The organism is Bradyrhizobium sp. 31Argb, assembly GCF_043638955.1.
Taxonomy (GTDB): Bacteria; Pseudomonadota; Alphaproteobacteria; order Rhizobiales; family Xanthobacteraceae; genus Bradyrhizobium.
Genome location: NZ_JBEGDB010000032.1, coordinates 17,445 through 40,675, shown reverse-complemented (window position 1 = coordinate 40,675; position 23,231 = coordinate 17,445). Strand labels below are relative to the sequence as shown.

The following is a 23,231-nucleotide window of genomic DNA, read 5'->3' as shown; positions in this document are numbered from 1 at the left end:
CGTCATTCCGGGGCGCGCGTCAGCGCGAGCGCTGCGCGTTGCTCCGGAACGACACGCGTTCGACCCCGCGTGCGCGCGCTGATCGCGACCGTCGCCACCACGGCGGCGGCGAACAGCACGACCTGCGGGGTGATCGTCTCGCCATTGAAGACCGAGGCGAGCACGAAGGTGACGAAGGGCTGCAGCAACTGGACCTGCGACACCCGCGCGATCCCGCCCATCGCCATGCCGGCATTCCAGGCGAAGAAGCCGATCCATTGCGAGAACAGTGCGACGTAGAGCAGACCAAGCCAGGGTTTAAGCGAAATGTGCAGGGGATCGGCCGGCATCGTCAGCGCCGCCGCCGGCAGCGCGAACGGCAACGCAATCACCAGCACCCAACTGATGACTTCCCAGCCCGGCATCTCCGCGGTGAGCCGTCCCGAAAAGCCATAGCCAACGGCGGAAACCGCAACAGAGGCGAACAGGAAGAGGTCGCCCGTCGACAGCGTGCCGCCGCCATCGCGCAGCGCAAAGGCGATCACCAGCGCGGCGCCGACGACAGCGGCGACCCAGAACAAGGGCCGCGGCCGCTCGTGGGTGATGGTCACCGCCACCAGCGCGGTCGCGATCGGCAGCACGCCGAGCACGACGCCGCCATGGGAGGCGTCAACGCGCTGCATGCCCTCGGCCATCAGCAGCGGAAACAGGATGGCGACACACAGCATCACCAGCGCAAGCTGCGGCCACAGCTCCCTCCGCGGCAGCGGCCGCCGCAACACAATCAGAAGCGCGAGCGAGCATAGACCGGCGATTGCCGTGCGGATCGCGGTCAGGGCAATCGGATCAATTTCCGCAACGGCAAGCCGCGTCGCCGGTAGCGTGCCGCCGAAGATCGCCATGCCGATGAAGCCCAGCAACAGGCCGAGACGTTCGCGCGAGGAGGACGAGGACATGAGACAGGTGGTTATCGGCTTTGCGGTTCCGCGTACAGCAATCTACTCGGTGCATATGGCAGCCATGCGCGCGCTATCTCGGAGCAATTCCGCTGCACACCAGTCCGATGCCGGACAGAAACAACAGCCCAAGCACGATGTTCGTGAAATTCCGGTCGCTCAGCGCATGATAGATTCGCGCGCCGAGCCAGGCGCCGGCCACCGTCGCCGGAAAGGTCACGACAGCGAGCGCGAGGACGTCCCTCGTGACGAACCCGGCGAACGCCTGCAGCAACAGCGCAGTCGCCAGCACCGTGAAGTTGAAGGTCTGGAAAATCCCGCGCCGCTGCTCCTTGGTCCAGCCGCGCACGCTGGCCCAAAGAATCGGCAAGGGGCCGGAAAGGCCGGCGAGGCCGCCGAGGATGCCGCCGGCAAATCCGATGGCGCCGTCGAACGGCTTGCCGCCAAACTTGATCGCCATCGGCTTGCATTGAAAATAGAGCGCGGTGGGAAACACCAGCAGAAACACGCCGATGGTCAGCTTGAAGGTGTTTGGATCGGCATGCGCGATCAGCAGCGTGCCGAGCGGTACGCCGGCGAGCCCGCCGAGCACGAACGGCCAGACCAGCCTGAAATCGATCGAGCGCCAGATCGAGGGCAGGGTGGTGACTTGACCGACGACAGAGCTGATCAGGACCAGAGGCACGGCAACCGCGGGCGGCGCGACGTAAAGCCAGATCCCCAGCGCCATCAGCGCGGTGCCGAAGCCAGCAAGGCCGGATACGAAGCCCCCGGCGAGCGCGCCGACGAACAGCACCGTCAGGGCGAATCCGCCCATCATCGTCTTGTTCTCATTGTCATTGGCCTGACGTCTACACGACGAGCCCGGCAGGCACTATCGCAAATCCGCTGCTTCGGATCGTTGCGCGACGACGTCATTCCGGGGCGCGCGCGAGCGCGAACCCGGAATCTCGCGCCGCAATCTCCAGATTCCGGGTTCGCATCTTCGATGCGCCCCGGAATGACGGTCTGCAAAAATGGCGAGGGGTCCAGCGTGTTTGCGCCGAACCCCTCATTTCCAAGAACATCAGCCGGCCTGTAAGCCGGGTTCTGTAGGGCACCATTCTCGCGAATGGTACGTGACGGCCATTCCTCTGGGACCGTCTTTGCAGACGGCCTCGAGCAACCTACCCGGACGGCGGGCCTGACATCGCCCTGCAGCGTTATCGCTTGCGCGAACAGCCTGCGTTGCCGTCCCTATTCGGTTTTGCTCCCGGTGGGGTTTGCCATGCCGTCTCCGTTGCCGGAAACGCGGTGCGCTCTTACCGCACCTTTTCACCCTTGCCGCGCCGAAGCCCCGAAGGGCGAAGGCGGGCGGTTCGTTCTCTGTGGCACTTTCCCTGGGGTTGCCCCCGCCGGACGTTATCCGGCACCGCATGTCGATGGAGCCCGGACTTTCCTCCCCCGCGGCCTTTCGGCGCTTGCGGGAGCGGCCGTCCGGCCGACTGACGCCCATAGGCATGGGGGTTCCAGCCGGTTCCGTCAAGCGGATAACGCCCGCGAAGCGCGCCAAAATAATCTATCCTGAAGGTGTCGTTTTGCCTGTCGCCCGTTCGACTGGATGTCGGCGATCCAGCCGATCAAGAGGAGATTTTCAGATGCAGTACCTGCTGTTGATCTATCGAAAGGAAGCAGAGTTAGGCCGCATGACCGCCGATGACCGCAAGAAACTAACGGCGGAATACGGTGCATTCACCCAGTCCATCATCCAGAGCGGCCATTTCAAGGCTGGCGACGGGCTGCAACCCTCAACGACTGCGACGACGGTGCGGGTTCGCGACGGCAAGATATTGACGACGGACGGTCCATTCGCGGAAACGCACGAACAGCTCGGCGGCTATTACCTGATCGACGCCAAGGACCTCGACACCGCTCTCGGCGTCGCCGCGCGGATTCCCGGCGCCAAGACCGGCTCGATCGAAGTCAGGCCGATCATGATCTACGACAACAACTGATGCCGCACCGTCATTCCGGGATGCGCCATTTGGCGCAATCCCGGAATGATGATTGACAGACCGCATGACTCCGACCCAGATCGAAAAGATCTTCCGCGACGAGGCGAGCCGGGCGCTGGCGACGCTGATCCGCCTCGTCGGTGATTTCGATCTTGCGGAGGACGCGCTGCAGGAGGCATTCGCGGTGGCGCTGGAGCGCTGGTATGCGGGCGAACTGCCGCAAAACCCGCGGGCGTGGCTCGTCAATGTCGGCCGCAACAAGGCGATCGATCGCATCCGCCGCAATGCCGTGTTCCGCGGCAAGCAGCAGGAGCTGACGCACGAACTCCTGCTCGATGCGTCGTCGCCTTGCGAGATCGTCGATGCCACGCTCGACGACGACATGCTGCGGTTGATCTTCACCTGCTGCCATCCGTCCTTTGCCGATGAGGTGCAGGTCGCGCTGACGCTGCGCACCGTTTGCGGCCTCTCGACGGCCCAGGTCGCGCGCGCCTTCCTCGTCAGCGAGGATGCGATGGCGCAGCGGCTGCTCCGCGCGAAGCAGAAGATTCGCCTCGCCGGCATTCCCTATGAAGTGCCGGAGCGCGAGGCGCTGGAGCCGCGGCTCCGCGGTGTGCTCGCGGTGATCTATCTCGTCTTCACCGAAGGCTATGCAGCGACCTCCGGCGAGGATCTGATGCACCCGGATCTCGCGCGCGAGGCGATCCGCCTGGCGCGGCTGATCGATGCGCTGATGCCCGCCCGCGGCGAGATCAAGGGGCTCTTGGCATTGATGCTGCTGCACGACGCCCGCCGCGCCGGTCGCGAGACCGCGGGCGGCGACATCGTGCTATTGGAGGAGCAGGACCGCTCGCTGTGGGACATCAGCCAGATCGCCGAAGGTTTGCGTTTGGTGGAGGAAGCGCTGCGCATGCCCGGCCGGCCGCAATCCTACGCCGTGCAGGCCGCGATCGCGGCGCTGCATGCCCGTGCGCCAAGCTATAAAGACACCGACTGGCCGCAGATCGCCGGCCTCTATGAAGTGCTGCTTCGCATCAGCCCGTCGCCGGTGATCGAGCTGAACCATGCCGCGGCGGTGTCGATGGTCGACGGCCCGGCGCGCGCGCTTCACCTGATCGACGCGCTCGAAGCGCGCGGCAGCCTCAAGGGTTACGAATTGCTGCCGGCCGTCCGCGCCGATCTCTTGCGCCGCCTCGGCCGCACGGACGCCGCGCGCGAAGCCTATCTGGCGGCAACCGCCGCGACGCAACTGGAGCCGCTGCGCCGGCTCTATGCGCGGCGCATCGCGGAGATGGAGTCCCGTCCGTCATTGCGAGGAGCGTAGCGACGAAGCATCCATCTCTCCTCGTGTGCGGAGGGATGGATTGCTTCGCTGCGCTCGCAATGACGAAAGACCTGCCTACTTCGCCGCAACCTCTGTCGCCGCCTCCGGCAGGCTCTCCAGCAGCGCGTGCAGGGTGGTCATGGTCGAACGATCGACGATGCCGTCGACGCGCGCCTGGCGGAAATGGCGCTGGAAGGCGGTGACGACTTCCATGGTGGGGCCGTCGAACTTGCCGTTGGTCGGGATGTTGTAGCCGTAACGGGCGAATGCCTTCTGCATGTTGGTGACGTTGTCGTTGATCGCGCCGAGCTGCAGCGTCTCCCCGCGCACGATCGGCGCCGGCTGAACCCAATGCCCGACGCCGGAATTGGCGAGCGAATGCCACGGGAACTTTTCGCCGGGATCCTTCTTGCGCGCCGGCGCGACGTCGGAATGGGCGAGCACGCGATACGAAGGCACGTTGCGGCGAAGCATGATGCCGCGGCACAGCGCGATCACTGCTGCGATCTGGCGCAGCGGATAATCCGGGTAGCCCCAGTCGTGGCCGCGGTTGATGATCTCGATGCCGATCGAGCAGGAATTGATGTCCTCTTCGCCTGCCCAGCAGGACACGCCGGCGTGCCAGGCGCGCTTGCTCTCCGGCACGCATTGCACGATGCGGCCATCCTCCAGCACAATGTAATGTGCGGAGACCTCGGTGCCGGCGGTGCAGAGCTGGGCGATGGCGCCCTCGACGTCGGGCATGCCGGTGTAGTGCAGCACGATCATGTCGGGCCGCCGGTCGTTGGCGCGTTCGCCGAAATTCACCGAAGGGATGACGTCGGAGACGATCGAGGAGTCCGGGGTAAAGGTTTTCATGTCGGCGATGGCCCTCGGAACGGGAAGGGCGCGTTGACGTTTCGAATCAGCGGACGTGAACGAACCAGATGGCATCCCAAATCTCAAACCCGGCGGCGGAACGGCAGCCCTGCAATTTCCGGACAGCCTGCAATTTACTATTCCTTTACCCTGCCGCGGGCGCAATCACATGGCGCGCACATCCCGCGAATTTTAGACCCGCCTGTGGATGGTGCGCATCAGCGGGTTCCAGGTGTGGTTAAAAAGCAAAAGAAACCGTGAAGGATTCGGCAACGCTTTCTTAACGCTAAGTGCCGTTACTAAGTGGTGAATTGCCGAACCGGTTTTTGAGGGACGGCCGAGGCCCGCTTGCGCGCGAAATCCCATGGCAGCCCAGCAAACTCCGGTCGGAAATCAGGATTTGCGGCCTGATCTGGGAACCGGCGTGTGCTCCGTGCCGCGGCTGCTCGGACGGAACCGCGGTGTGACGCGCAACCATTCGAGGCGCCATGGGCTGGTCCGTGTCCAGTTTCGATCCCCTACGCCGGACAACGCTCGGAGTCGGCGCATGACCGCTGCTGCGCCGCATATTTCGGTGCTCGGCCGCGAGGCGGTCGAGATGCTGGATCCGCGGGACGGCGGCATCTATATCGACGCCACTTTCGGCGCCGGCGGCTATAGCCGCCTGATTCTCGACATGCCTGGAACCCGCGTCATCGGCATCGACCGCGACCGCTCGGCGATCACGGGCGGTTTCGATCTGGTCGATCGCGCCGATGGCCGATTGACGCTGGTCGAGGACCGCTTCTCCAATCTCGCCGAGGTCTGCGCCGCTCAAGGCGTCGAGGTCATTGACGGCGTGGTGATGGACATCGGGGTCTCCTCGATGCAGCTCGACCAGGCCGCGCGCGGCTTCTCGTTCCGCCTGGCGGGCCCGCTCGACATGCGGATGGGGCATGCGGGGCCGACCGCGGCGGATGTGATCGCAACCGCGTCCGAGCGCGATCTTGCCGACATCATCTATCTCTTCGGCGAGGAGCGGCACTCGCGCGGCGTGGCGCGCGCCATCGTGGCCGCGCGCAAGGAAGCGCCGATCACGAGGACGCAAGCGCTGGCCGACATCGTCGCCAGGGTCGTCCGGTCCAAGCCGAACGAGATCCATCCGGCGACGCGGACGTTCCAGGCGCTGCGCATCTTCGTCAACGAAGAGCTCGACGAATTGCATCGCGCGCTCACCGCCGCAGAGCGCGTGCTGAAGCCGGGCGGGCGGCTCGTGGTTGTTTCGTTCCATTCGCTGGAAGACCGCATCGTCAAGAATTTCCTGGCTGAGCGCGGTAAGGTTTCCAGCGGCTCACGGCATCTGCCCGAAGTGGCGCAGATGGCGCCCAGCTTCAAGATACTGACAAAACGTCCGCTGACGCCGTCCGAGGACGAGATCGCGGCCAATCCTCGCGCCCGGTCGGCCAAGCTGCGCGCCGCCGAGCGTACGGAAGCACTGGCTCATGCCGAGGGTGCACCGCCGTCATGGCCGACGCTCGAACGCGTGATGAGGGGAGGCTAGCGCATGCGCATCCTCCATTTCCTCGTGATCGGTTTCCTCGTGGTTTGTGCGGCCTATGTCTACCGCATCAAGATGGAATCGACGGCCCGTACCGAGCGCGTGCTGCGGCTGAACGCGGAAATCCGCGAGCAGCGCGACGCGATCGCGACCCTGCGCGCTGAATGGGCCAAGCTCGACTCGCCGCTTCGGCTGCAGGGGCTGGCCGAGCGTCATCTCGCATTGAAGCCGCTCATCGCCAGTCAATATGACTCGCTGAAGAACTTGCCCGAACGTCCGCCGAACTTCGCGCGACCGGGCGCGCCCGATCCGATTGGCGCGATGATCAACACCATCGAGGCCGCCGCCGACCAGGAGAGCGTGACCGGATCGGTACGAGAGCCGGCGCAGCAGGGAGATCAGCAATGACCGACCGCGCGCCAAGCACAAAGCCGGCCGAGCCGTGGCGGCAGCGGCTGATCCGCGGCCTGCTCTACGGGCGGAATGTCGACCGCGCAGTGAAGGCACGCGCCCGCGTCGGCTTTGCGATCATCGCGTTTGCCGCCGTCTACGCCATCATTGCCGGGCGGCTCGTGATGTTCGCGATCGGCGCCGACAGCCACGGCGCGCGCCGCACCGCCTCGCAGGATGCGATCGCGACCGCGCGCCCCGATATCATCGACCGCAATGGCGCAATCCTCGCGACCGACGTCAAAGCGCCGAGCCTGTTCGGCGAGCCGCGCCGCATCATCGACAAAGACGAGGCGATCGAGCTTCTGACCGCGACGCTGCCTGATCTCGATACCGCCGAAGTGCGCGATCGTCTGTCCTCGCGAAAAGGTTTCGTCTGGCTGAAGCGCGAGATCACGCCGCAACAGCAGCAGGATATCCATCGCCTCGGCGTTCCCGGCATCGGCTTCCTGCGCGAGAACAGGCGCATCTATCCGACCGGCGCGACCGTTGCCCACTTGATCGGCCTCGTCAATATCGACAACCAGGGCATCGCCGGCATGGAGAAGTGGCTGGACAATAATGGTCTGGCCGATCTGCATCGCGCGGGTTTTGCCACCGACCGCTTGCAGAAGCCGGTGGAACTGTCGATCGATCTGCGTGTCGAGCACGCGCTGCGCGACGAGCTCCTGAAGGCCAAGGAGAAGTACAAGGCCAAGGCGGCATCGGGCCTCGTCTCCAATGTCCGGACCGGCGAGATCGTCGCGCTGGTCTCACTGCCCGATTTCGATCCCAACAATCCGAAGGAAGCGCACGATCCCGATCGCATCAACCGCCTGACCACGGGCGTGTTCGAGATGGGCTCGACCTTCAAGACGCTGACGCTGGCGATGGCGCTGGATTCCGGCAAGGCCACGCTCCACACCATGTATGATGCGCGCGGCGCGCTACACTATGGCAAGTTCGCGATCCACGACAGCCATCCGCTCGGCCGGGCGATCTCGCTGTCGGAAGTGTTCACCTTCTCCTCCAATGTCGGCGCGGCGCGCATCGCGCTTGCGCAAGGAGTCGAGGCGCACAAGGCGTTCCTGAAGAAGGTTGGCCAGCTCGACCGGCTGCGCACCGAATTGCCGGAGAGCGCATCGCCGATCGTGCCGAAGCGCTGGGGCGAATTGAACACGATCACCATCTCCTTCGGCCATGGCATCGCGGTTGCGCCGCTGCAGGCGGTGATGGGCATCAATGCGATGGTCAATGGCGGCTATCTGATTCCGCCGACCTTCCTCAAGCGCACGGAGGAAGACGCCAAGGCGATGGCCAAGCGGGTGGTGAAGCCTGAGACGTCGGACAAGATCCGTTATCTGATGCGACTTAATGCCGAAATCGGGACCGCCAAGTCGGCCGACGTGAAGGGTTATTATATCGGCGGCAAGACCGGCACTGCGGAAAAGGTGGTCAACGGCCGCTACTCCAAGAAACAGGTGCTGAACTCCTTCACCGCCATCCTCCCGGCCGATAATCCGAAGTACCAGCTCCTGGTGATGCTGGACGAGCCGAAGGCGCTGCCGGAGACCCATGGTTTCATCACCTCGGGCTGGAACGCGGTGCCGACCGGCGGCAAGGTGATCGCCCGTATTGCGCCGCTTTTGGGCCTCGAGCCGCGGTTTGACCTGCCGCCGTCCGACCGCCTTATTCTTGCGGCATCGAGGACAACCCAGTAAGGCGTGGGGGCAGGGCATGATCCGGAAAAGTGGATGCGGGGTTTCCGAGAGGATCATGCGCCGTCACGTTTGAGCGTGAGCAGCCGGCCGGACTGGAAGATCATGAGACTTCGCGACCTTTTCAGTGCTGATGCCACGATCGATCCGCAGGCGGAAGCCGTCGAGATCGGAGGGGTGACGGCTGATAGCCGCACGGTGAAGCCGGGCGATCTGTTCTTCGCACTCGCGGGCTACAAGACCGACGGGGCGCGCTTCATCGATGCCGCGATTGCCGCGGGCGCAGCCGCTGTTGCGAGCGAGCACCGGCCGCAAGGCGGGTTGCGTGTGCCTTTTGTCGTGACGCCGAATCCACGCCGCGCATTGGCGCTGGCTGCGGCGAAATTTTTCCCGCGCCAGCCCGAGACGATTGCGGCGGTGACCGGCACCAGCGGCAAGACATCGGTGGCGGCTTTCACGCGCCAGATCTGGCAGCGACTGGGGCACGATGCCGCGAGCATCGGCACCATCGGCCTGGTGTCGCCGAAGCGTACGGTCTATGGCTCGCTGACCACGCCTGATCCGATCGAGCTGCATCGCCAGCTCGACGAGATCGCCCGCGATGGCGTCACGCATCTCGCATTCGAGGCGTCCTCGCACGGGCTCGACCAGTACCGCCTTGACGGCGTGCGCGTCGCCGCCGGCGGCTTCACCAACCTGTCGCGCGATCACATGGATTATCACCCCGATGTGGCGCACTATCTCAACGCGAAGCTGCGGCTGTTCCGCGATCTCGTGATGGATGGCGGGGCGGCCGTGATTTCCGCCGATCATGATTGTTCGCCTGAGGTGATCGATGCGGCGCGTGCGCGCAGGCTCAGGATCATCGCGGTTGGCCGCAAGGCCGATGGCGGTGATGATATTCGCCTGCTCGCCGCGTCGATCGAAGGTTTTGCGCAAAAGCTTATGGTCGAGCATCGCGGCCGGAAGCGCACCATCCATTTGCCGCTGGTCGGTGAATTCCAGATCGAGAATGCGCTGGTGGCTGCCGGCCTTGCGATCGGGACCGGGAACGACGCCGATGCCGTCTTCGCGAGCCTCGAACATCTCGAGGGCGCCAAGGGCCGGCTCGAACGCGTCGGCGAGCGCAACGGCGCGCCGATTTTCATCGACTACGCGCACAAGCCGGATGCGCTTGCCAAGGCGCTGCAGGCGCTGCGGCCCTATGCCAAGCGCAAGCTGATCGTCGTCCTTGGCGCTGGCGGCGACCGCGATGCGGGCAAGCGTCCGCTGATGGGCGCGATTGCCGCTGACAATGCGGACAGCGTCATCGTCACCGATGACAATCCGCGCAGCGAGAATCCGGCGACGATCCGTGCCGCCATCCTCGCAGCGGCGAAGGGCGCGAGCGAAATCGGCGATCGCGCGGAAGCGATCAGGGCCGGCATTGCTGCATTGCAGCCGGGCGATGCGCTCCTGATCGCCGGCAAGGGGCATGAGATCGGACAGATCATCGGCAACAAGACGCTGCCGTTCAGCGATCATGAGGCCGTGGCCGCGGCGCTGGAAGCGAGGGGCGCATGAGCACACCACTGTGGACATCGGCGGCAATGGCGGACGCGATGCGCGCCGCGACCCAGGGGCGCTTGCCCTCCGCCGTCACCGGCCTTTCCATCGACAGCCGCACGCTGCGGCCGGGCGAGGCCTATTTTGCCATCAAGGGCGACGTGCATGACGGCCACAGTTTTGTCGAGGCCGCATTGAAGGCGGGCGCCGCGCTCGCGGTGGTCGAAAGCGCCCAGCGCGAGAAGTTCCCCGCCGATGCGCCGCTGCTCGTCGTCGACGATGTGCTTGCAGGGCTGGTCGATCTCGCCCATGCCTCTCGCGCGCGGCTCGACGCGAGGATCATCGCGGTCACCGGCTCGGTCGGCAAGACCTCGACCAAGGAAGCGCTCCGGCATGTGCTCTCGGCGCAAGGCGAGACGCACGCCTCCGTTGCTTCCTTCAACAATCATTGGGGAGTGCCGCTGTCGCTGGCGCGCTGTCCGGCATCGGCGCGCTTTGCGGTGTTCGAGATCGGCATGAACCATGTCGGCGAGATTACGCCGCTGGTGAAGCTGGTGCGGCCGCATGTTGCCGTCATCACCACCGTCGAGCCGGTGCATCTGGAATTCTTCTCCGGCATCGAAGAGATCGCGGACGCCAAGGCGGAGATCTTTCAAGGTCTTGAGCCTGATGGCGCCGTCGTGCTCAACCGCGACAATGCGCAATTCGCAAGGCTGCAAGCGTGCGCGAAGGAACTCGGCATTTCACGCATCGTCTCCTTCGGCACGGATGCGCAATCCGATGCGCGGCTGATCGATGTGTCGCTCCACGCGACCTGTTCCGCCGTGCACGCCGACATCCTCGGCCACGACGTCACCTACAAGATCAGCATGCCCGGCCGCCATATGGCGATGAACTCGCTCGCCGTGCTCGCCGGCGCGTCGCTGATCGGGGCGGACCTTGCGCGCGCCGCATTGTCGCTGTCGCAGCTTGAGGCGCCCGCGGGCCGCGGTGCGCGGCGCACCCTCGATGTCGGGGCCGGTGAGGCAACGCTGATTGATGAGAGTTATAACGCCAATCCGGCGTCGATGGCGGCCGCGCTGAACGTGCTCGGGCGGGCCCATATCGGTCCGCAGGGCCGCCGCATCGCGGTACTCGGCGACATGCTCGAGCTCGGGCCGACCGGGCCTGCGCTGCATCGCGGTTTGGCCGAGGCTGTCAACGCCAACAATATCGACCTCGTTTATTGTTGTGGTCCGCTGATGCGCAACCTCTGGGACGCTCTTTCCACGGGAAGGCGGGGAGGCTATGCGGATAACTCGGCGAGTCTGGAGACCCAGGCGGTCGCGGCCATCCGCCCCGGCGACGCCGTCATGGTCAAGGGATCGCTGGGTTCGAAGATGAAGCGGATCGTCAACGCGCTGGAAAAGCGCTTTCCCGGCAAAGCCGCGCGTGAAGAAGCGGTATAGGCTTATTGAATGTTTTATTGGCTGATCGACCTTTCCAACACGGTGCCCGGCTTCGGGGTGTTCCGGGGGGCGCTCAACGTGTTCCGCTACATCACCTTCCGCACCGGCGGGGCGATGGTGACGGGCGCGCTGTTCGTGTTTCTGTTCGGGCCCTGGATCATCGATCATCTGCGGCTGCGCCAGGGCAAGGGCCAGCCGATCCGTACCGACGGCCCGCAATCGCACCTGATTACGAAGAAGGGCACGCCGACCATGGGCGGCCTGATGATCCTGTCCGGCGTCGTCGTGGCGACGCTGCTCTGGGCCAACCCGATCAATCCCTATGTCTGGATCGTGCTGGCGGTGACGCTGGGTTTCGGCTTCGTCGGCTTCTATGACGATTATCTGAAGGTCACCAAGCAGAGCCACAGCGGCTTTGCCGGCAAGCTGCGCCTCGCGATCGAGGCGATCATCGCGCTCGCCGCCTGTTACGCGCTGGTGCGGCTCGGGCGCGACGTGTCCTCGACCTCGCTCGCGATTCCCTTCTTCAAGGATCTGGTGTTCAATTTCGGCTGGTTCTTCGTGATCTTCGGCGCCTTCGTCATGGTCGGCGCGGGCAACGCGGTGAACCTGACCGACGGCCTCGACGGTCTCGCCATCGTTCCGGTGATGATCGCGGCTGCCAGCTTCGGCATGATTTCCTATCTCACCGGCAACGCGGTGTTCTCCGACTACCTGCAGATCAACTACGTCGCCGGCACCGGCGAGCTCGCGGTGCTCTGCGGCGCCGTGCTGGGCGCAGGTCTTGGGTTTCTGTGGTTCAACGCGCCGCCGGCGTCGATCTTCATGGGCGACACCGGCTCGCTCGCGCTCGGCGGCATGCTCGGGGCGACGGCGGTCGCGGTGAAGCACGAGATCGTGCTGGCGGTGATCGGCGGCCTGTTCGTGCTGGAGGCGGTTTCGGTGATCGTGCAGGTGGCCTCGTTCAAGCTCACCGGCAAGCGCGTGTTCCGGATGGCGCCGCTGCACCATCATTTCGAGCAGAAGGGCTGGACCGAGCCGCAGATCGTGATCCGCTTCTGGATCATCGCCGTGATGCTGGCGCTCGCCGGCCTGTCCACGCTGAAGCTGCGATGATCCCTGTCACCTCTTTCGCGGGCAAGACGGTCGCCGTGTTCGGGCTCGGCGGTTCGGGGCTTGCGAGCTGCCACGCGCTAAGGGCGGGTGGGGCGGAGGTGATCGCCGGCGACGACAATTCCGACAACGTCACCAAGGCCGCGCAGGCCGGTTTCGTCACCGCGGATCTGCGCTCGGTCTCCTGGACGAATTTCGCCGCGCTGATCCTGACCCCCGGCGCGCCACTGACTCATCCGGCGCCGCATTGGAGCGTGCTGCTGGCGCGCCAGGCCGGCGTCGAGGTGATCGGCGACATCGAACTGTTCTGCCGCGAGCGACGGCGGCACGCGCCGCAAGCGCCTTTCGTTGCCATCACCGGCACCAACGGCAAGTCGACCACAACAGCGCTGATCGCCCATCTGATGAAGGTCGCCGGCTACGACACCCAGATGGGCGGCAATATCGGCACCGCGATCCTGTCGCTGGAGCCGCCGCGGATGGGGCGTGTGCACGTGATCGAGATGTCGTCCTACCAGATCGACCTCACGCCTTCGCTCGATCCGTCCGTCGGCATCCTGCTCAATGTCAGCGAGGACCACATCGATCGCCACGGCACGCTGGAGAATTACGCTGCGGTGAAGGAGCGGCTGGTGGCCGGCGTGCAGCCGGATGGCACCTCGATCGTCGGCGTCGACGACATCTTCTGCCGCAACATCGCCGATCGGCTCGATCGGGCGGGCAAGCGCGTGGTGCGGGTGTCCGTGAAGAACCCGCTGCCGGACGGCATCTATGTCGAGCGCGAGACCATCGTGCTTGCATCTGGCGCCGCGCGCAGTGAGATCGCACGGCTGGGCGGCATCGGCTCGCTCCGCGGCCTGCACAACGCGCAGAACGCGGCGTGCGCCGCAGCCTGCACGCTGGCGATGGGCATCTCGACGGATGTGCTGCAGAACGGCCTGCGCAGCTTTCCCGGCCTCGCCCACCGCATGGAGCAGGTCGGCCGCCGCGGCAACGTGCTGTTCGTCAATGACTCCAAGGGCACCAACGCGGATGCAGCCGCCCATGCCCTGTCGTCTTTCTCCGATATCTTCTGGATTGCCGGCGGCAAGCCCAAGGCCGGCGGCATCACCAGCCTGACTGGCTATTTCCCGCGCATCCGCAAAGCCTATCTGATCGGCGAGGCCGCGCAGGAATTCGCCGGCACGCTCGGCGAGGCCGTGCCGCACGAGATTTCGCAGACGCTGGATGTAGCAGTCGCCAACGCCGCGCGTGACGCGGAAGCCTCTGGGCTCACTGACCCGGTTGTCCTGCTGTCGCCGGCCTGCGCCTCGTTCGACCAGTACCGCAATTTCGAAATCCGCGGCGCCGCCTTCCGCGACCTCGTGACAGCGCTGCCCGGCGTCAAGCCGGTGGTGATGTAGCCCGTCATGGCCGGGCTTGTCCCGGCCATCCACGTCTTCCCTTCGTTGCGGCGGCAAAGACGTGGATGCCCGGCACAAGGCCGGGCATGACGAGGGGAGAGAGGTTCGCTCTATCTCCAAAGTTGCTCACTCCATTAACCCTTCGGAAACCATCCTCGTCCACCAATGGCCGTTACCTCGGCATTCTGGGGACGCCCATGCTCGCCCGTGATCAACGCACCCCGTTCTCCGACTGGTGGTGGACCATTGACAAGCCGCTGCTGGCGGCGGTCATCGCGCTGATGTTCGGCGGTGTCATCCTGTCGCTGGCGGCGAGCCCGCCGGTCGCGACCCGGATCGGGCTCGACCCCTTCCATTTCTTCAGCCGGCACGTGATGTTCCTGCTGCCGTCCTTCATCGTGCTGATCACGGTCTCCTTCCTGTCGCCGCGCCAGATCCGGCGCGCCGCGGTGGTGGTGTTCTTCGTCAGCATCGCGCTGATCGTGATGACTTTGCTGGTCGGCCCGGAGGTGAAGGGCTCGCGGCGCTGGATCACGCTGGTCGGCGTCAACATCCAGGCTTCCGAATCGGCAAAGCCGGCCTTCGTGATCCTCGCGGCCTGGCTGTTTGCGGAATCGACCAGGCGTCCGGAAATGCCGGCGACCTCGATGGCGCTGGTGCTGCTGTTGACGCTGGTCTCGCTGCTGGTGATGGAGCCCGATTTCGGCCAGACCATGCTGATCCTGATGGTGTGGGGCGCGCTGTTCTTCATCGCAGGCATGCGGATGATCTGGGTCGCGGGGCTTGCGGGCGCCGCCGGCCTCGGCCTGTTCAGCGCCTATCTGTTCGTCCCGCATGTCGCCGGCCGCATCAAGCGCTTCATGAATCCGGCCTCCGGTGACACCTTCCAGGTCGACATGGCGATGGAGGCATTCTGGAACGGCGGCTGGTTCGGGCTCGGGCCGGGCGAGGGCATTGCAAAACGCAGCCTGCCGGACAGCCATACCGACTTCGTCTTCGCGGTCGCCGCGGAAGAATTCGGCATCATCCTCTGCCTCGCGCTGCTGGCGCTGTTCGCCTTCGTGGTGATCCGCACGCTCTCACGCGCCTATGCGACCGAGGACATGTTCGCCCGCTTTGCGGCGTCGGGGCTTGCGATCCTGTTCGGCGTGCAGGCTGCGATCAACATGGCGGTCAATCTGCAATTGATCCCCGCCAAGGGCATGACGCTGCCGTTCATCTCCTATGGCGGCTCCTCGATCGTCTCGCTGGCCTACGGCGTCGGCATGATGCTGGCGCTGACCCGGCAGCGCCCACGCACCGAGATTGAATCCGTGAACGCGGCCGGCGCTGTGCAGGGCTATGCCTGACTAGCGCCGTCGGCTATTTGAGGCCATGGACAACGCGCCCCTCATCCTGCTTGCGGCCGGCGGCACCGGCGGCCATTTGTTCCCCGCCGAAGCGCTCGGCGTGGAACTGATCAAGCGCGGCCTGCGCGTGCGGCTCGCGACCGACGCCCGCGCGCTGCGCTACAGCGGACTGTTCTCCAAGGAAAATATCGATGTGGTGCCGAGCGAGACGGTGCGCGGACGCAATCCAATCACGCTCGCCCGCACCGCGATCACGCTCGGCTACGGTATCGTGGTTGCCGCCAATCTGGTGCGCCGTCTGAAGCCGGCCGCGGTGGTCGGCTTCGGCGGCTATCCCACGGTGCCGCCGCTGCTCGCCGCACGGCTGCTCGGCGTGCCCGGCATCATCCATGACGCCAACGCGGTGCTCGGCCGCGCCAATCGCTTCCTCTCCAGCCGCGTCAATGCGATTGCGACCTCGCTGCCCGGCGTGCTCGATCGCGATCCGGCGCTGGCCGGCAAGACCACCACCGTCGGCACGCCGATGCGGCCCGCGGTCCTCGCGGCTGCCGCGGTGCCGTTTGCCACGCCGGAGCCGAACGGCCCGCTGCGTCTGCTCGTGGTCGGCGGCAGCCAGGGCGCGCGGGTGATGAGTGATATCGTGCCCGGCGCGATCGAAAAGCTCGAGCCCGCGCTGTGGAGCCGCCTGATCCTCACCCAGCAGGTGCGGGAGGAGGACATGGCGCGGGTGCGCGCGGTCTATGACAACCTCAAGATCAATGCCGAGCTCGCGCCGTTCTTCGCCGACCTGCCGGCAAGACTCGCCGCCAGCCATCTCGTGATCTCGCGCTCCGGTGCCGGCACCGTCGCCGAGCTCGCCGCGATCGGCCGGCCCTCGATCCTGGTGCCGCTGCCCGGCGCGATCGACCAGGACCAGTTCGCCAATGCCGGCGTGCTGTCGCAGGCCGGCGGCGCGCTGCGGATTGCGCAGGCGGAATTCACGCAAGGCCGGTTGGCGGCCGAAATCTCTGCTTTCGCGGCCGAACCTGAGAAATTGACGGCGATGGCGGCAGCCGCGCGCGGCGCCGGCCGGCTCGACGCCGCCGAACGGCTGGCCGATCTGGTGGTGAAAGTGGCTGGAATTTGACCAGGAGTCATTCCGGACAGGCCGCGAAGCGGACTGATCCGGAATCTCGAGATTCCGGGTTCGCTCGCGCCGCGAGCGCCCCGGAATGACGAAAAACCGCGAATTTCCGTGTTCCGGCGTCATGGCCGGTCTTGTCCCGGCCATCCGCGTCTTGCATGAAGGGCAGGAGATTCGTGGGTGACCGGGCAAGCGCCGGGCATGACGAGGGAAACGAACCATGAGACTGCCGCGCGAGATCGGACCTATCCACTTCATCGGGATCGGCGGCATCGGCATGAGCGGCATTGCCGAGGTGCTCTGCAATCTCGGTTACACCGTGCAGGGCTCTGACGCGTCCGAGAGCGGCAATGTCGCGCGGCTGCGCGAGAAGGGAGTCAAGGTTTCGGTCGGCCACAAGGCCGAGAACATCAACGGCGCCGACGTCGTCGTGGTCTCGACCGCGATCAAGCGCGACAATCCGGAACTGATGGCGGCGCGCGCGCAGCGCATTCCCGTGGTGCGCCGTGCCGAGATGCTCGCCGAATTGATGCGGCTGAAGAGCTGCGTCGCCATCGCCGGCACCCATGGCAAGACCACGACCACCTCGATGGTCGCAGCGCTGCTCGATGCCGGCGATTTCGATCCGACCGTGATCAATGGCGGCATCATCAATGCCTATGGCACCAATGCGCGATTGGGCGCAGGCGACTGGATGGTGGTGGAAGCCGACGAAAGCGACGGCACGTTCCTGAAACTGCCGACGGATGTCGCCATCGTCACCAATGTCGACCCCGAGCATCTTGACCACTTCAAGACCTTCGAGGCCGTGCAGGATGCGTTCCGCGCCTTCGTCGAGAACGTGCCGTTCTATGGCTTCGCGGTGATGTGCATCGACCACCCGGTGGTGCAGACGATCGTCGGCCGCATAGAGGACCGTCGCATCATCACCTATGGCGAAAATCCGCAGGCCGATGCGCGGCTGGTCGACCTGCAGCCGATTCCCGGCGGCTCGAAGTTCAAGGTCTCCTTCCGCAACCGCAAAACCGACGTGGTGCACGAGATCTCGGATATCGTGCTGCCGATGCCCGGCCGCCACAACGCGTTGAATGCCACCGCGGCGATTGCGGTTGCGCATGAGCTCGGCATTTCCGACGAAGCGATCCGCAAGGCCATCGCAGGCTTCGGCGGCGTGAAGCGGCGCTTCGCCAAGACCGGCGAATGGAGCGGCGTCATCGTGATCGACGATTACGGCCACCATCCCGTCGAGATCGCTGCGGTCTTGAAGGCGGCGCGCGAGTCCTACAGCGGCAGGATCATCGCCGTGGTGCAGCCGCATCGTTTCACCCGCCTGCAGTCGCTGTTTGAGGAATTCTGCACCTGCTTCAACGATGCCGATGCGGTCGTCGTCGCCGAGGTCTATCCGGCGGGCGAGGCGCCGATCCCGGGCATCGACCGCGATCATTTCGTGCTCGGCCTGCGCGCACACGGCCATCGCGACGTGATCCCGCTGCCGAATGCCGGCGAGCTTGCGAAAATCGTTCGCGACCTTGCCAAGCCCGGCGATCTCGTCGTGTGCCTCGGCGCCGGCAACATCACGCAATGGGCTTACGCATTGCCCGGCGAATTGAAGGCGTTGGGCTAGCGTGGCCGGTTTCCCCGACATCACGCCAGAGCTGAAAGCCGCGATGCCGGAACTGCGCGGGCGGCTGCTGGCGAACCAGTCGCTGGCGGAATTGACCTGGTTTCGCGTCGGCGGACCGGCGCAGGTGCTGTTCACGCCGGCGGACGAAGACGACCTTGCTTATTTCCAGGCGCGCTTGCCGCAGGAGTTGCCTGTCTATGTCGTCGGCGTCGGCTCGAACCTGATCGTGCGCGACGGCGGCATGCCGGGCGTCGTGATTCGCCTCGCGCCGCGCGCATTCGGCGAGACCAGGGCCGAAGGCGACATCGTGAGCGCCGGCGCCGCAGCGCTCGACAAGCGCGTGGCGGAGACGGCGGCTGCGGCTGATATCGGCGGCATGGAGTTTTTCTTCGGCATCCCCGGCACCGTCGGCGGTGCGCTGCGCATGAATGCGGGCGCCAACGGCGGCGAGACCAAGGATGTGCTGCTGGATGCCACCGGAATCGGCCGCGACGGCAACAAGCATGTGTTCACCAATTCCGACATGAAATTCGTCTATCGCAGCAGCGGCGTCGATCCCTCGATCATCTTCACCTCCGCGCGCTTTCGCGGCAGGATCACTGCGCCCGAGGCGATCCGCGCGCGCATGAACGAGGTGCAGGCCCACCGCGAGACCGCGCAGCCGATTCGCGAGAAGACCGGCGGCTCGACGTTCAAGAACCCGCCGGGCAACAGCGCCTGGAAATTGATCGATGCCGCCGGCTGCCGCGGCTTGCGCGTCGGCGGCGCCCAGGTCTCGGAGATGCACTGCAATTTCCTGATCAACACCGGCAATGCCACCGGACGCGATATCGAGACGCTCGGCGAAACCGTGCGGCAGCGGGTGAAAGAGACGTCGGGAATCGAGTTACACTGGGAAATCAAGCGAATCGGGATTCCGTAGTCATTCCCGGGCGCGCGAAGCGCGAACCCGGAATCCAGAGCTTATACGGAGAGAAGATTCCGGGTCTGGTCCTGTCGGACCATCCCGGAATGACTGAAGGCAACAGCGATGCGAACGACCATTCTCTTCGGCGGCAGCAACAAGGAACGCCTCGTCTCGGTGGCAAGCGCGCAGGCGCTGCACCAGGCTTTGCCGGAGGCCGATCTCTGGTTCTGGGACGTGGCTGACAATGTCCATGTCGTGCGGTCCGAGCAGCTTCTCGAACATGTGAGGCCCTTCCAGGACGAGTTCAGGCCCGGCACGCGCGGCATCCCGCTCGCGCAGGCGCTCGACCAGGCCGCCCGCGAGGATCGCGTGCTGGTGCTTGGCCTGCACGGTGGCAGCGCGGAGAACGGCGAATTGCAGGCGATGTGCGAGATGCGCGGCATCCCCTTCACCGGCTCCAGCTCGGCGTCCTCGCATCTCGCCTTCGACAAGGTCGCGGCGAAGCGATTCGCGGCGATTGCGGGCGTGCCGGCGCCGAGCGGCATCGCCCTCGACGAGATCGACGCTGCCTTCGCCGAATACGGCAGGCTGATCGCCAAGCCTGCGCGCGACGGATCAAGCTACGGCCTGATCTTCGTCAACGCGAAGCAGGACATCGTCGCCGTCCGCAACGCCGCCGCGACGGAGGAATATCTGATCGAGCCGTTCGTTGCGGGCGTGGAGGCAACCTGCGGCGTGCTGGAGCGGTCCGACGGCGCAATCTTCTCGCTGCCGCCGATCGAGATCGTGCCGGCGGAGGGCGCGTTCGACTACACCGCAAAATACCTGCTCAAATCGACCCAGGAGATCTGCCCCGGGCGCTTTTCGCCTGATATCAGCGCCGCGATCATGGACCTCGCGCTCCGCGCCCACCGGGCGTTGTCCTGCGCCGGCTATTCCCGCACCGACTTCATCGTCTCCGCCAAGGGCCCGATCTATCTTGAGACCAATACGCTGCCGGGGCTGACCAAGGCCTCGCTCTATCCGAAGGCGCTCAAGGCGCAGGGCATCGAGTTCGTCGATTTCCTGCAAGAGCAGATCGAATTGGCCAGGCGGCGGACAAGTCCTTCCGTCATTCCGGGGCGCGCGTAGCGCGAACCCGGAATCCATCGGGCTACGGGCGCAAGCGGCGAAATGGATTCCGGGCTCGATGCTTCGCATCGCCTCGGAATGACGGGGGAGTATCCCGCGCGTCTAAAAGCACCCGGAACTGGTTCCGTGCCGAATCGGGAACCCCGGGCGATTGCTAAAATCCTAAGGATTGCGTGGCAAACTACGCACATTGCTCATCAAAACGCGTTCCGCGTTAACCGCTTTTACCTTTTGTTTACCAGGAAGTCCGAAGGTTAACGCCGGCGGCGCATGTAGCGCTTGGCTGCCGGGCGTGAGCTGTCGCGGGAACTTTCACTTCGACACGCGTAACGAGGGACAGGGGGCCTTTCTTACTGGCTTCGACACCCAGGCCGGCATCACCGAGACGTTGTGTGCGCCAGGACCCGCAAACGTGTTGCGGGCAGAAGGTTTGACGAGCTCGTGCAATGGATGGTGCAGGCCGCCTCACTCGATCACTGCGATCGCTGAGGCCCGAAGCTGACCTGAAAGCAGCCGCTATTGGAGCGGCGGTGCTGCTGCGCGAGTATTTTGCCCACCGTCGTGCCCGTCGTCGTACCCGCCGCGCCCCGCCGGTGATCGATCGCGATCCGCCGAGCCGCTTCATCCTTCTGGTCGAGCGCTATCTGCCGCGCCGCGTCGGTCTTGCCGCCACCGTCTTCATCCTGCTCGGCAGCGCCGGCCTCGGCATCGTCAAGGGCGGCCATGTCGACGAATTCGTCACAGGGCTTTCGGATGCGCGCAATGCGCTCGCCAACTCGGCGGGCTTCCGAATCACCACGGTGGCCATCAACGGCCGCAAGCAGTTGAGCCAGGACGAGGTGCTGGCGATCGGCGGCGTCAACGGTCGCTCCTCGCTGCTGTTCCTGGATGCCGCGACCGTGCGCGATCGGCTGAAGGCCAATCCCTGGATCGCCGACGCGACGATCCTGAAGCTGTATCCGGGCCAGCTCCAGATCGACATCGTCGAGCGCAAGGCTTTCGCGCTGTGGCAGCAGGATGGGCGCCTGTCCGTAGTCGCGGATGATGGCGCGGTCCTCGAGCCCTACGTGTCGCGCCGCTTCCTCACGTTGCCGCTCGTGGTCGGCAAGGGGGCCGAGACCAGGGCCAAGGACTTCCTGGCGCTGCTCGACCGCTATCCGCAGGTGCGTTCGGTGACCAAGGCCGCGATCTTCGTTGGCGAACGGCGCTGGAATCTGCGGCTCAAGGATGGGCTCGACATCCGCCTGCCCGAGAACGACGTCGGCAATGCGCTCGCCGCGCTCTCCAAGCTCGACAAGGAAGACCGGCTGTTCTCGCGCGACATCGTCGCCGTCGACATGCGCCTGCCTGACCGGCTGACGGTGCAACTGGCCGAGGAAGCGGCAAAGGCGCGCGAAGAGCTGTTCAAGGACAAGAAGTCCAAGAAGAAGGGCGGTGACGCATGACCGTCCTGGATCGCAATCTGACGCCGAAGACGCGCCCGATGGCCCACAAGCGCACTGCGCTGGTGGCTTCGCTCGATATCGGCACCAGCAAGATCGCCTGCATGATCGCGCGGCTGAAGCCGTCGCCGCCGAGCGAAGCCCTGCGCGGCCGCACCCATGCGGTGGAATTGATCGGCTACAGCCAGATCCAGTCGCGCGGCGTCAAGGCCGGCGCGGTGGTCGATCTTGCCGAATGCGAGAAGGCGGTGCGTCATGCGGTGGCGCTGGCCGAGCGCATGGCCAAGGTCCGAGTCGAATCCGTGCTGCTGCCGGTCGCCGGCGGCCGGCCCGCCGGCCAGCTCGTCGAGGCTGCCGCCGACATTCGCGGCGGCTCGGTGACGGAAGCCGATATCAGCCGCGTCACCACGGCCGGCATGATCCACGCGACCGCCCACGGGCGGACCGTGCTGCACGCGCTGCCAGTCGGCTACGCACTCGACGGCGTCAAGGGCATCCGCGACCCGCGCGGCATGGTGGCGAGTCAGTTCGGCGTCGACATGAATGTCGTCACGGCCGACGCCACCGTCGCCAAGAACCTGATGCTCGTGGTCGAGCGTTGCCACCTCAACGTCGAGGCGATGGCGGCGAGCTCCTATGTCGCCGGCCTCTCGGTGCTCACCGATGATGAAGCCGATCTCGGCGCCGCCGTGGTCGAGATGGGCGCCGGCTCGACCACGATCGCGACCTATTCGGGGGGACGCTTCGTGCACGCGTCGGGATTTGCGCTCGGCGGGCAACACATCACGATGGATCTTGCGCGCGGCATCGGCGCATGCATTGCGGATGCCGAGCGAATCAAGACTTTATACGGCACCGTGCTGACCGGCGGCTCGGATGCGCGCGAGCTGATGTCGGTCCCGACCGCCGGCGACGAACGCGACACGCCGCAGATCGTCTCCCGCGCCACGATTGCGAACATCGTCCGGCATCGCGCCGAGGAGATTTTTGAGATGGTCCGGGACCGGCTCAAGGCTTCCCCGTTTGCGGCAGAGCCGAGGGCGCGGGTCGTGCTGAGCGGCGGCGCCTCGCAGCTCACCGGCATGATCGAACTCGCCACCCGCATTCTCAATCGGCCGGTGCGGATCGGCCGTCCGCTCGGCTTCGGCCGTCTGCCCAACGAGGCCAAGGGTCCGTCGTTCGCGGTGCCCACCGGGCTTCTGGTCTATCCGCAATACGCTCACCTTGAACATGTCGAACCGCGGCACACGCGGCAGCTCAAGACAGGGACTGACGGTTATTTCGGAAAGGTCGGACGATGGCTTCGCGAGGGCTTCTGATGACCACTCATAAGGCCCACAGGATTTTCACC

The 23,231-nt window shown here is 65.4% G+C and carries 19 protein-coding genes, 1 other RNA gene and 1 pseudogene; 17 read left to right on the top strand and 4 right to left on the bottom strand.

Annotated features, from left to right (window positions below; translation table 11 throughout):
* Positions 1–2 precede the first annotated feature (2 nt).
* The 3 genes from AAFX91_RS09105 to rnpB form a co-directional block, all read right to left on the bottom strand.
* Positions 3–935: a DMT family transporter gene (locus AAFX91_RS09105; protein WP_394566230.1), complete on the bottom strand. Its 933-nt coding sequence runs from the start codon at positions 933–935 to the stop codon at positions 3–5.
* 73 nt (positions 936–1,008) lie between these two features.
* Positions 1,009–1,752, bottom strand: a complete 744-nt coding sequence (locus AAFX91_RS09100) for a sulfite exporter TauE/SafE family protein (protein ID WP_394566234.1) — start codon at positions 1,750–1,752, stop codon at positions 1,009–1,011.
* Between the two features lie 245 nt (positions 1,753–1,997).
* Positions 1,998–2,423, bottom strand: an RNA gene (gene rnpB, locus AAFX91_RS09095) — RNase P RNA component class A.
* A gap of 149 nt (positions 2,424–2,572) precedes the next feature.
* Here rnpB and AAFX91_RS09090 point away from each other — a divergent pair.
* Positions 2,573–2,929 carry a YciI family protein gene (locus AAFX91_RS09090; protein ID WP_165421009.1) on the top strand — a complete coding sequence of 119 codons (357 nt, stop codon included), beginning with the start codon at positions 2,573–2,575 and terminating at the stop codon, positions 2,927–2,929.
* A 64-nt stretch (positions 2,930–2,993) separates the two neighbouring features.
* Complete coding sequence (locus AAFX91_RS09085; RefSeq protein ID WP_394566229.1) at positions 2,994–4,253, top strand: RNA polymerase sigma factor; 1,260 nt, start codon at positions 2,994–2,996, stop codon at positions 4,251–4,253.
* A gap of 75 nt (positions 4,254–4,328) precedes the next feature.
* Here the strand turns inward: AAFX91_RS09085 and AAFX91_RS09080 are convergent, their stop codons facing one another.
* Positions 4,329–5,186, bottom strand: coding sequence for an N-acetylmuramoyl-L-alanine amidase (locus AAFX91_RS09080; protein ID WP_394566228.1), 858 nt, complete (start codon positions 5,184–5,186; stop codon positions 4,329–4,331).
* A 289-nt stretch (positions 5,187–5,475) separates the two neighbouring features.
* Between AAFX91_RS09080 and rsmH the strand changes: the two genes are divergently transcribed.
* From rsmH to ftsA, 15 genes and pseudogenes are all read left to right on the top strand, one after another.
* Entirely contained in the window at positions 5,476–6,651 is a 1,176-nt protein-coding gene (rsmH, locus tag AAFX91_RS09075; protein ID WP_394566227.1) for a 16S rRNA (cytosine(1402)-N(4))-methyltransferase RsmH, read from the top strand.
* 3 nt (positions 6,652–6,654) lie between these two features.
* Positions 6,655–7,056, top strand: coding sequence for a hypothetical protein (locus tag AAFX91_RS09070; protein WP_394566226.1), 402 nt, complete (start codon positions 6,655–6,657; stop codon positions 7,054–7,056).
* Positions 7,053–8,798, top strand: a complete 1,746-nt coding sequence (locus tag AAFX91_RS09065; RefSeq protein WP_394566225.1) for a peptidoglycan D,D-transpeptidase FtsI family protein — start codon at positions 7,053–7,055, stop codon at positions 8,796–8,798. Before AAFX91_RS09070 ends, AAFX91_RS09065 begins: the two co-directional genes overlap by 4 nt.
* A gap of 102 nt (positions 8,799–8,900) precedes the next feature.
* Positions 8,901–10,358 carry a UDP-N-acetylmuramoyl-L-alanyl-D-glutamate--2,6-diaminopimelate ligase gene (locus AAFX91_RS09060; RefSeq protein ID WP_394566224.1) on the top strand — a complete coding sequence of 486 codons (1,458 nt, stop codon included), beginning with the start codon at positions 8,901–8,903 and terminating at the stop codon, positions 10,356–10,358.
* Complete coding sequence (locus tag AAFX91_RS09055) at positions 10,355–11,788, top strand: UDP-N-acetylmuramoylalanyl-D-glutamyl-2,6-diaminopimelate--D-alanyl-D-alanine ligase (protein ID WP_394566223.1); 1,434 nt, start codon at positions 10,355–10,357, stop codon at positions 11,786–11,788. The genes AAFX91_RS09060 and AAFX91_RS09055 overlap by 4 nt, the downstream gene beginning before the upstream one ends.
* A 9-nt stretch (positions 11,789–11,797) precedes the next feature.
* Entirely contained in the window at positions 11,798–12,904 is a 1,107-nt protein-coding gene (mraY, locus tag AAFX91_RS09050; RefSeq protein ID WP_282530010.1) for a phospho-N-acetylmuramoyl-pentapeptide-transferase, read from the top strand.
* Positions 12,901–14,304 (top strand): UDP-N-acetylmuramoyl-L-alanine--D-glutamate ligase, encoded by a 1,404-nt coding sequence (gene murD, locus AAFX91_RS09045; protein ID WP_394566222.1) that lies wholly within the window; start codon positions 12,901–12,903, stop codon positions 14,302–14,304. The genes mraY and murD overlap by 4 nt, the downstream gene beginning before the upstream one ends.
* A gap of 197 nt (positions 14,305–14,501) precedes the next feature.
* Positions 14,502–15,653, top strand: coding sequence for a putative lipid II flippase FtsW (gene ftsW, locus AAFX91_RS09040; protein WP_282530008.1), 1,152 nt, complete (start codon positions 14,502–14,504; stop codon positions 15,651–15,653).
* A gap of 25 nt (positions 15,654–15,678) precedes the next feature.
* Positions 15,679–16,779 carry an undecaprenyldiphospho-muramoylpentapeptide beta-N-acetylglucosaminyltransferase gene (murG, locus tag AAFX91_RS09035; protein WP_130577527.1) on the top strand — a complete coding sequence of 367 codons (1,101 nt, stop codon included), beginning with the start codon at positions 15,679–15,681 and terminating at the stop codon, positions 16,777–16,779.
* Positions 16,780–16,996: 217 nt separating this feature from the next.
* Positions 16,997–18,400: a UDP-N-acetylmuramate--L-alanine ligase gene (murC, locus tag AAFX91_RS09030; RefSeq protein ID WP_394566221.1), complete on the top strand. Its 1,404-nt coding sequence runs from the start codon at positions 16,997–16,999 to the stop codon at positions 18,398–18,400.
* A gap of 1 nt (position 18,401) precedes the next feature.
* A complete protein-coding gene (gene murB / locus AAFX91_RS09025; RefSeq protein ID WP_283813501.1) occupies positions 18,402–19,322 on the top strand; it encodes a UDP-N-acetylmuramate dehydrogenase in 921 nt (306 codons plus the stop codon).
* A 108-nt stretch (positions 19,323–19,430) separates the two neighbouring features.
* The gene (locus AAFX91_RS09020) at positions 19,431–20,438 is read left to right on the top strand and encodes a D-alanine--D-alanine ligase (RefSeq protein WP_130577525.1); all 1,008 of its coding nucleotides are present in this window, start codon (positions 19,431–19,433) and stop codon (positions 20,436–20,438) included.
* A gap of 218 nt (positions 20,439–20,656) precedes the next feature.
* Positions 20,657–20,927 (top strand): annotated as a pseudogene (locus tag AAFX91_RS09015) (D-alanine--D-alanine ligase); the annotation flags it as partial.
* Entirely contained in the window at positions 20,885–21,883 is a 999-nt protein-coding gene (locus tag AAFX91_RS09010; protein WP_130577524.1) for a cell division protein FtsQ/DivIB, read from the top strand. The pseudogene AAFX91_RS09015 and the gene AAFX91_RS09010, both read left to right, overlap by 43 nt.
* The gene (ftsA, locus tag AAFX91_RS09005; protein WP_130577523.1) at positions 21,880–23,199 is read left to right on the top strand and encodes a cell division protein FtsA; all 1,320 of its coding nucleotides are present in this window, start codon (positions 21,880–21,882) and stop codon (positions 23,197–23,199) included. The genes AAFX91_RS09010 and ftsA overlap by 4 nt, the downstream gene beginning before the upstream one ends.
* Positions 23,200–23,231: the final 32 nt, after the last annotated feature.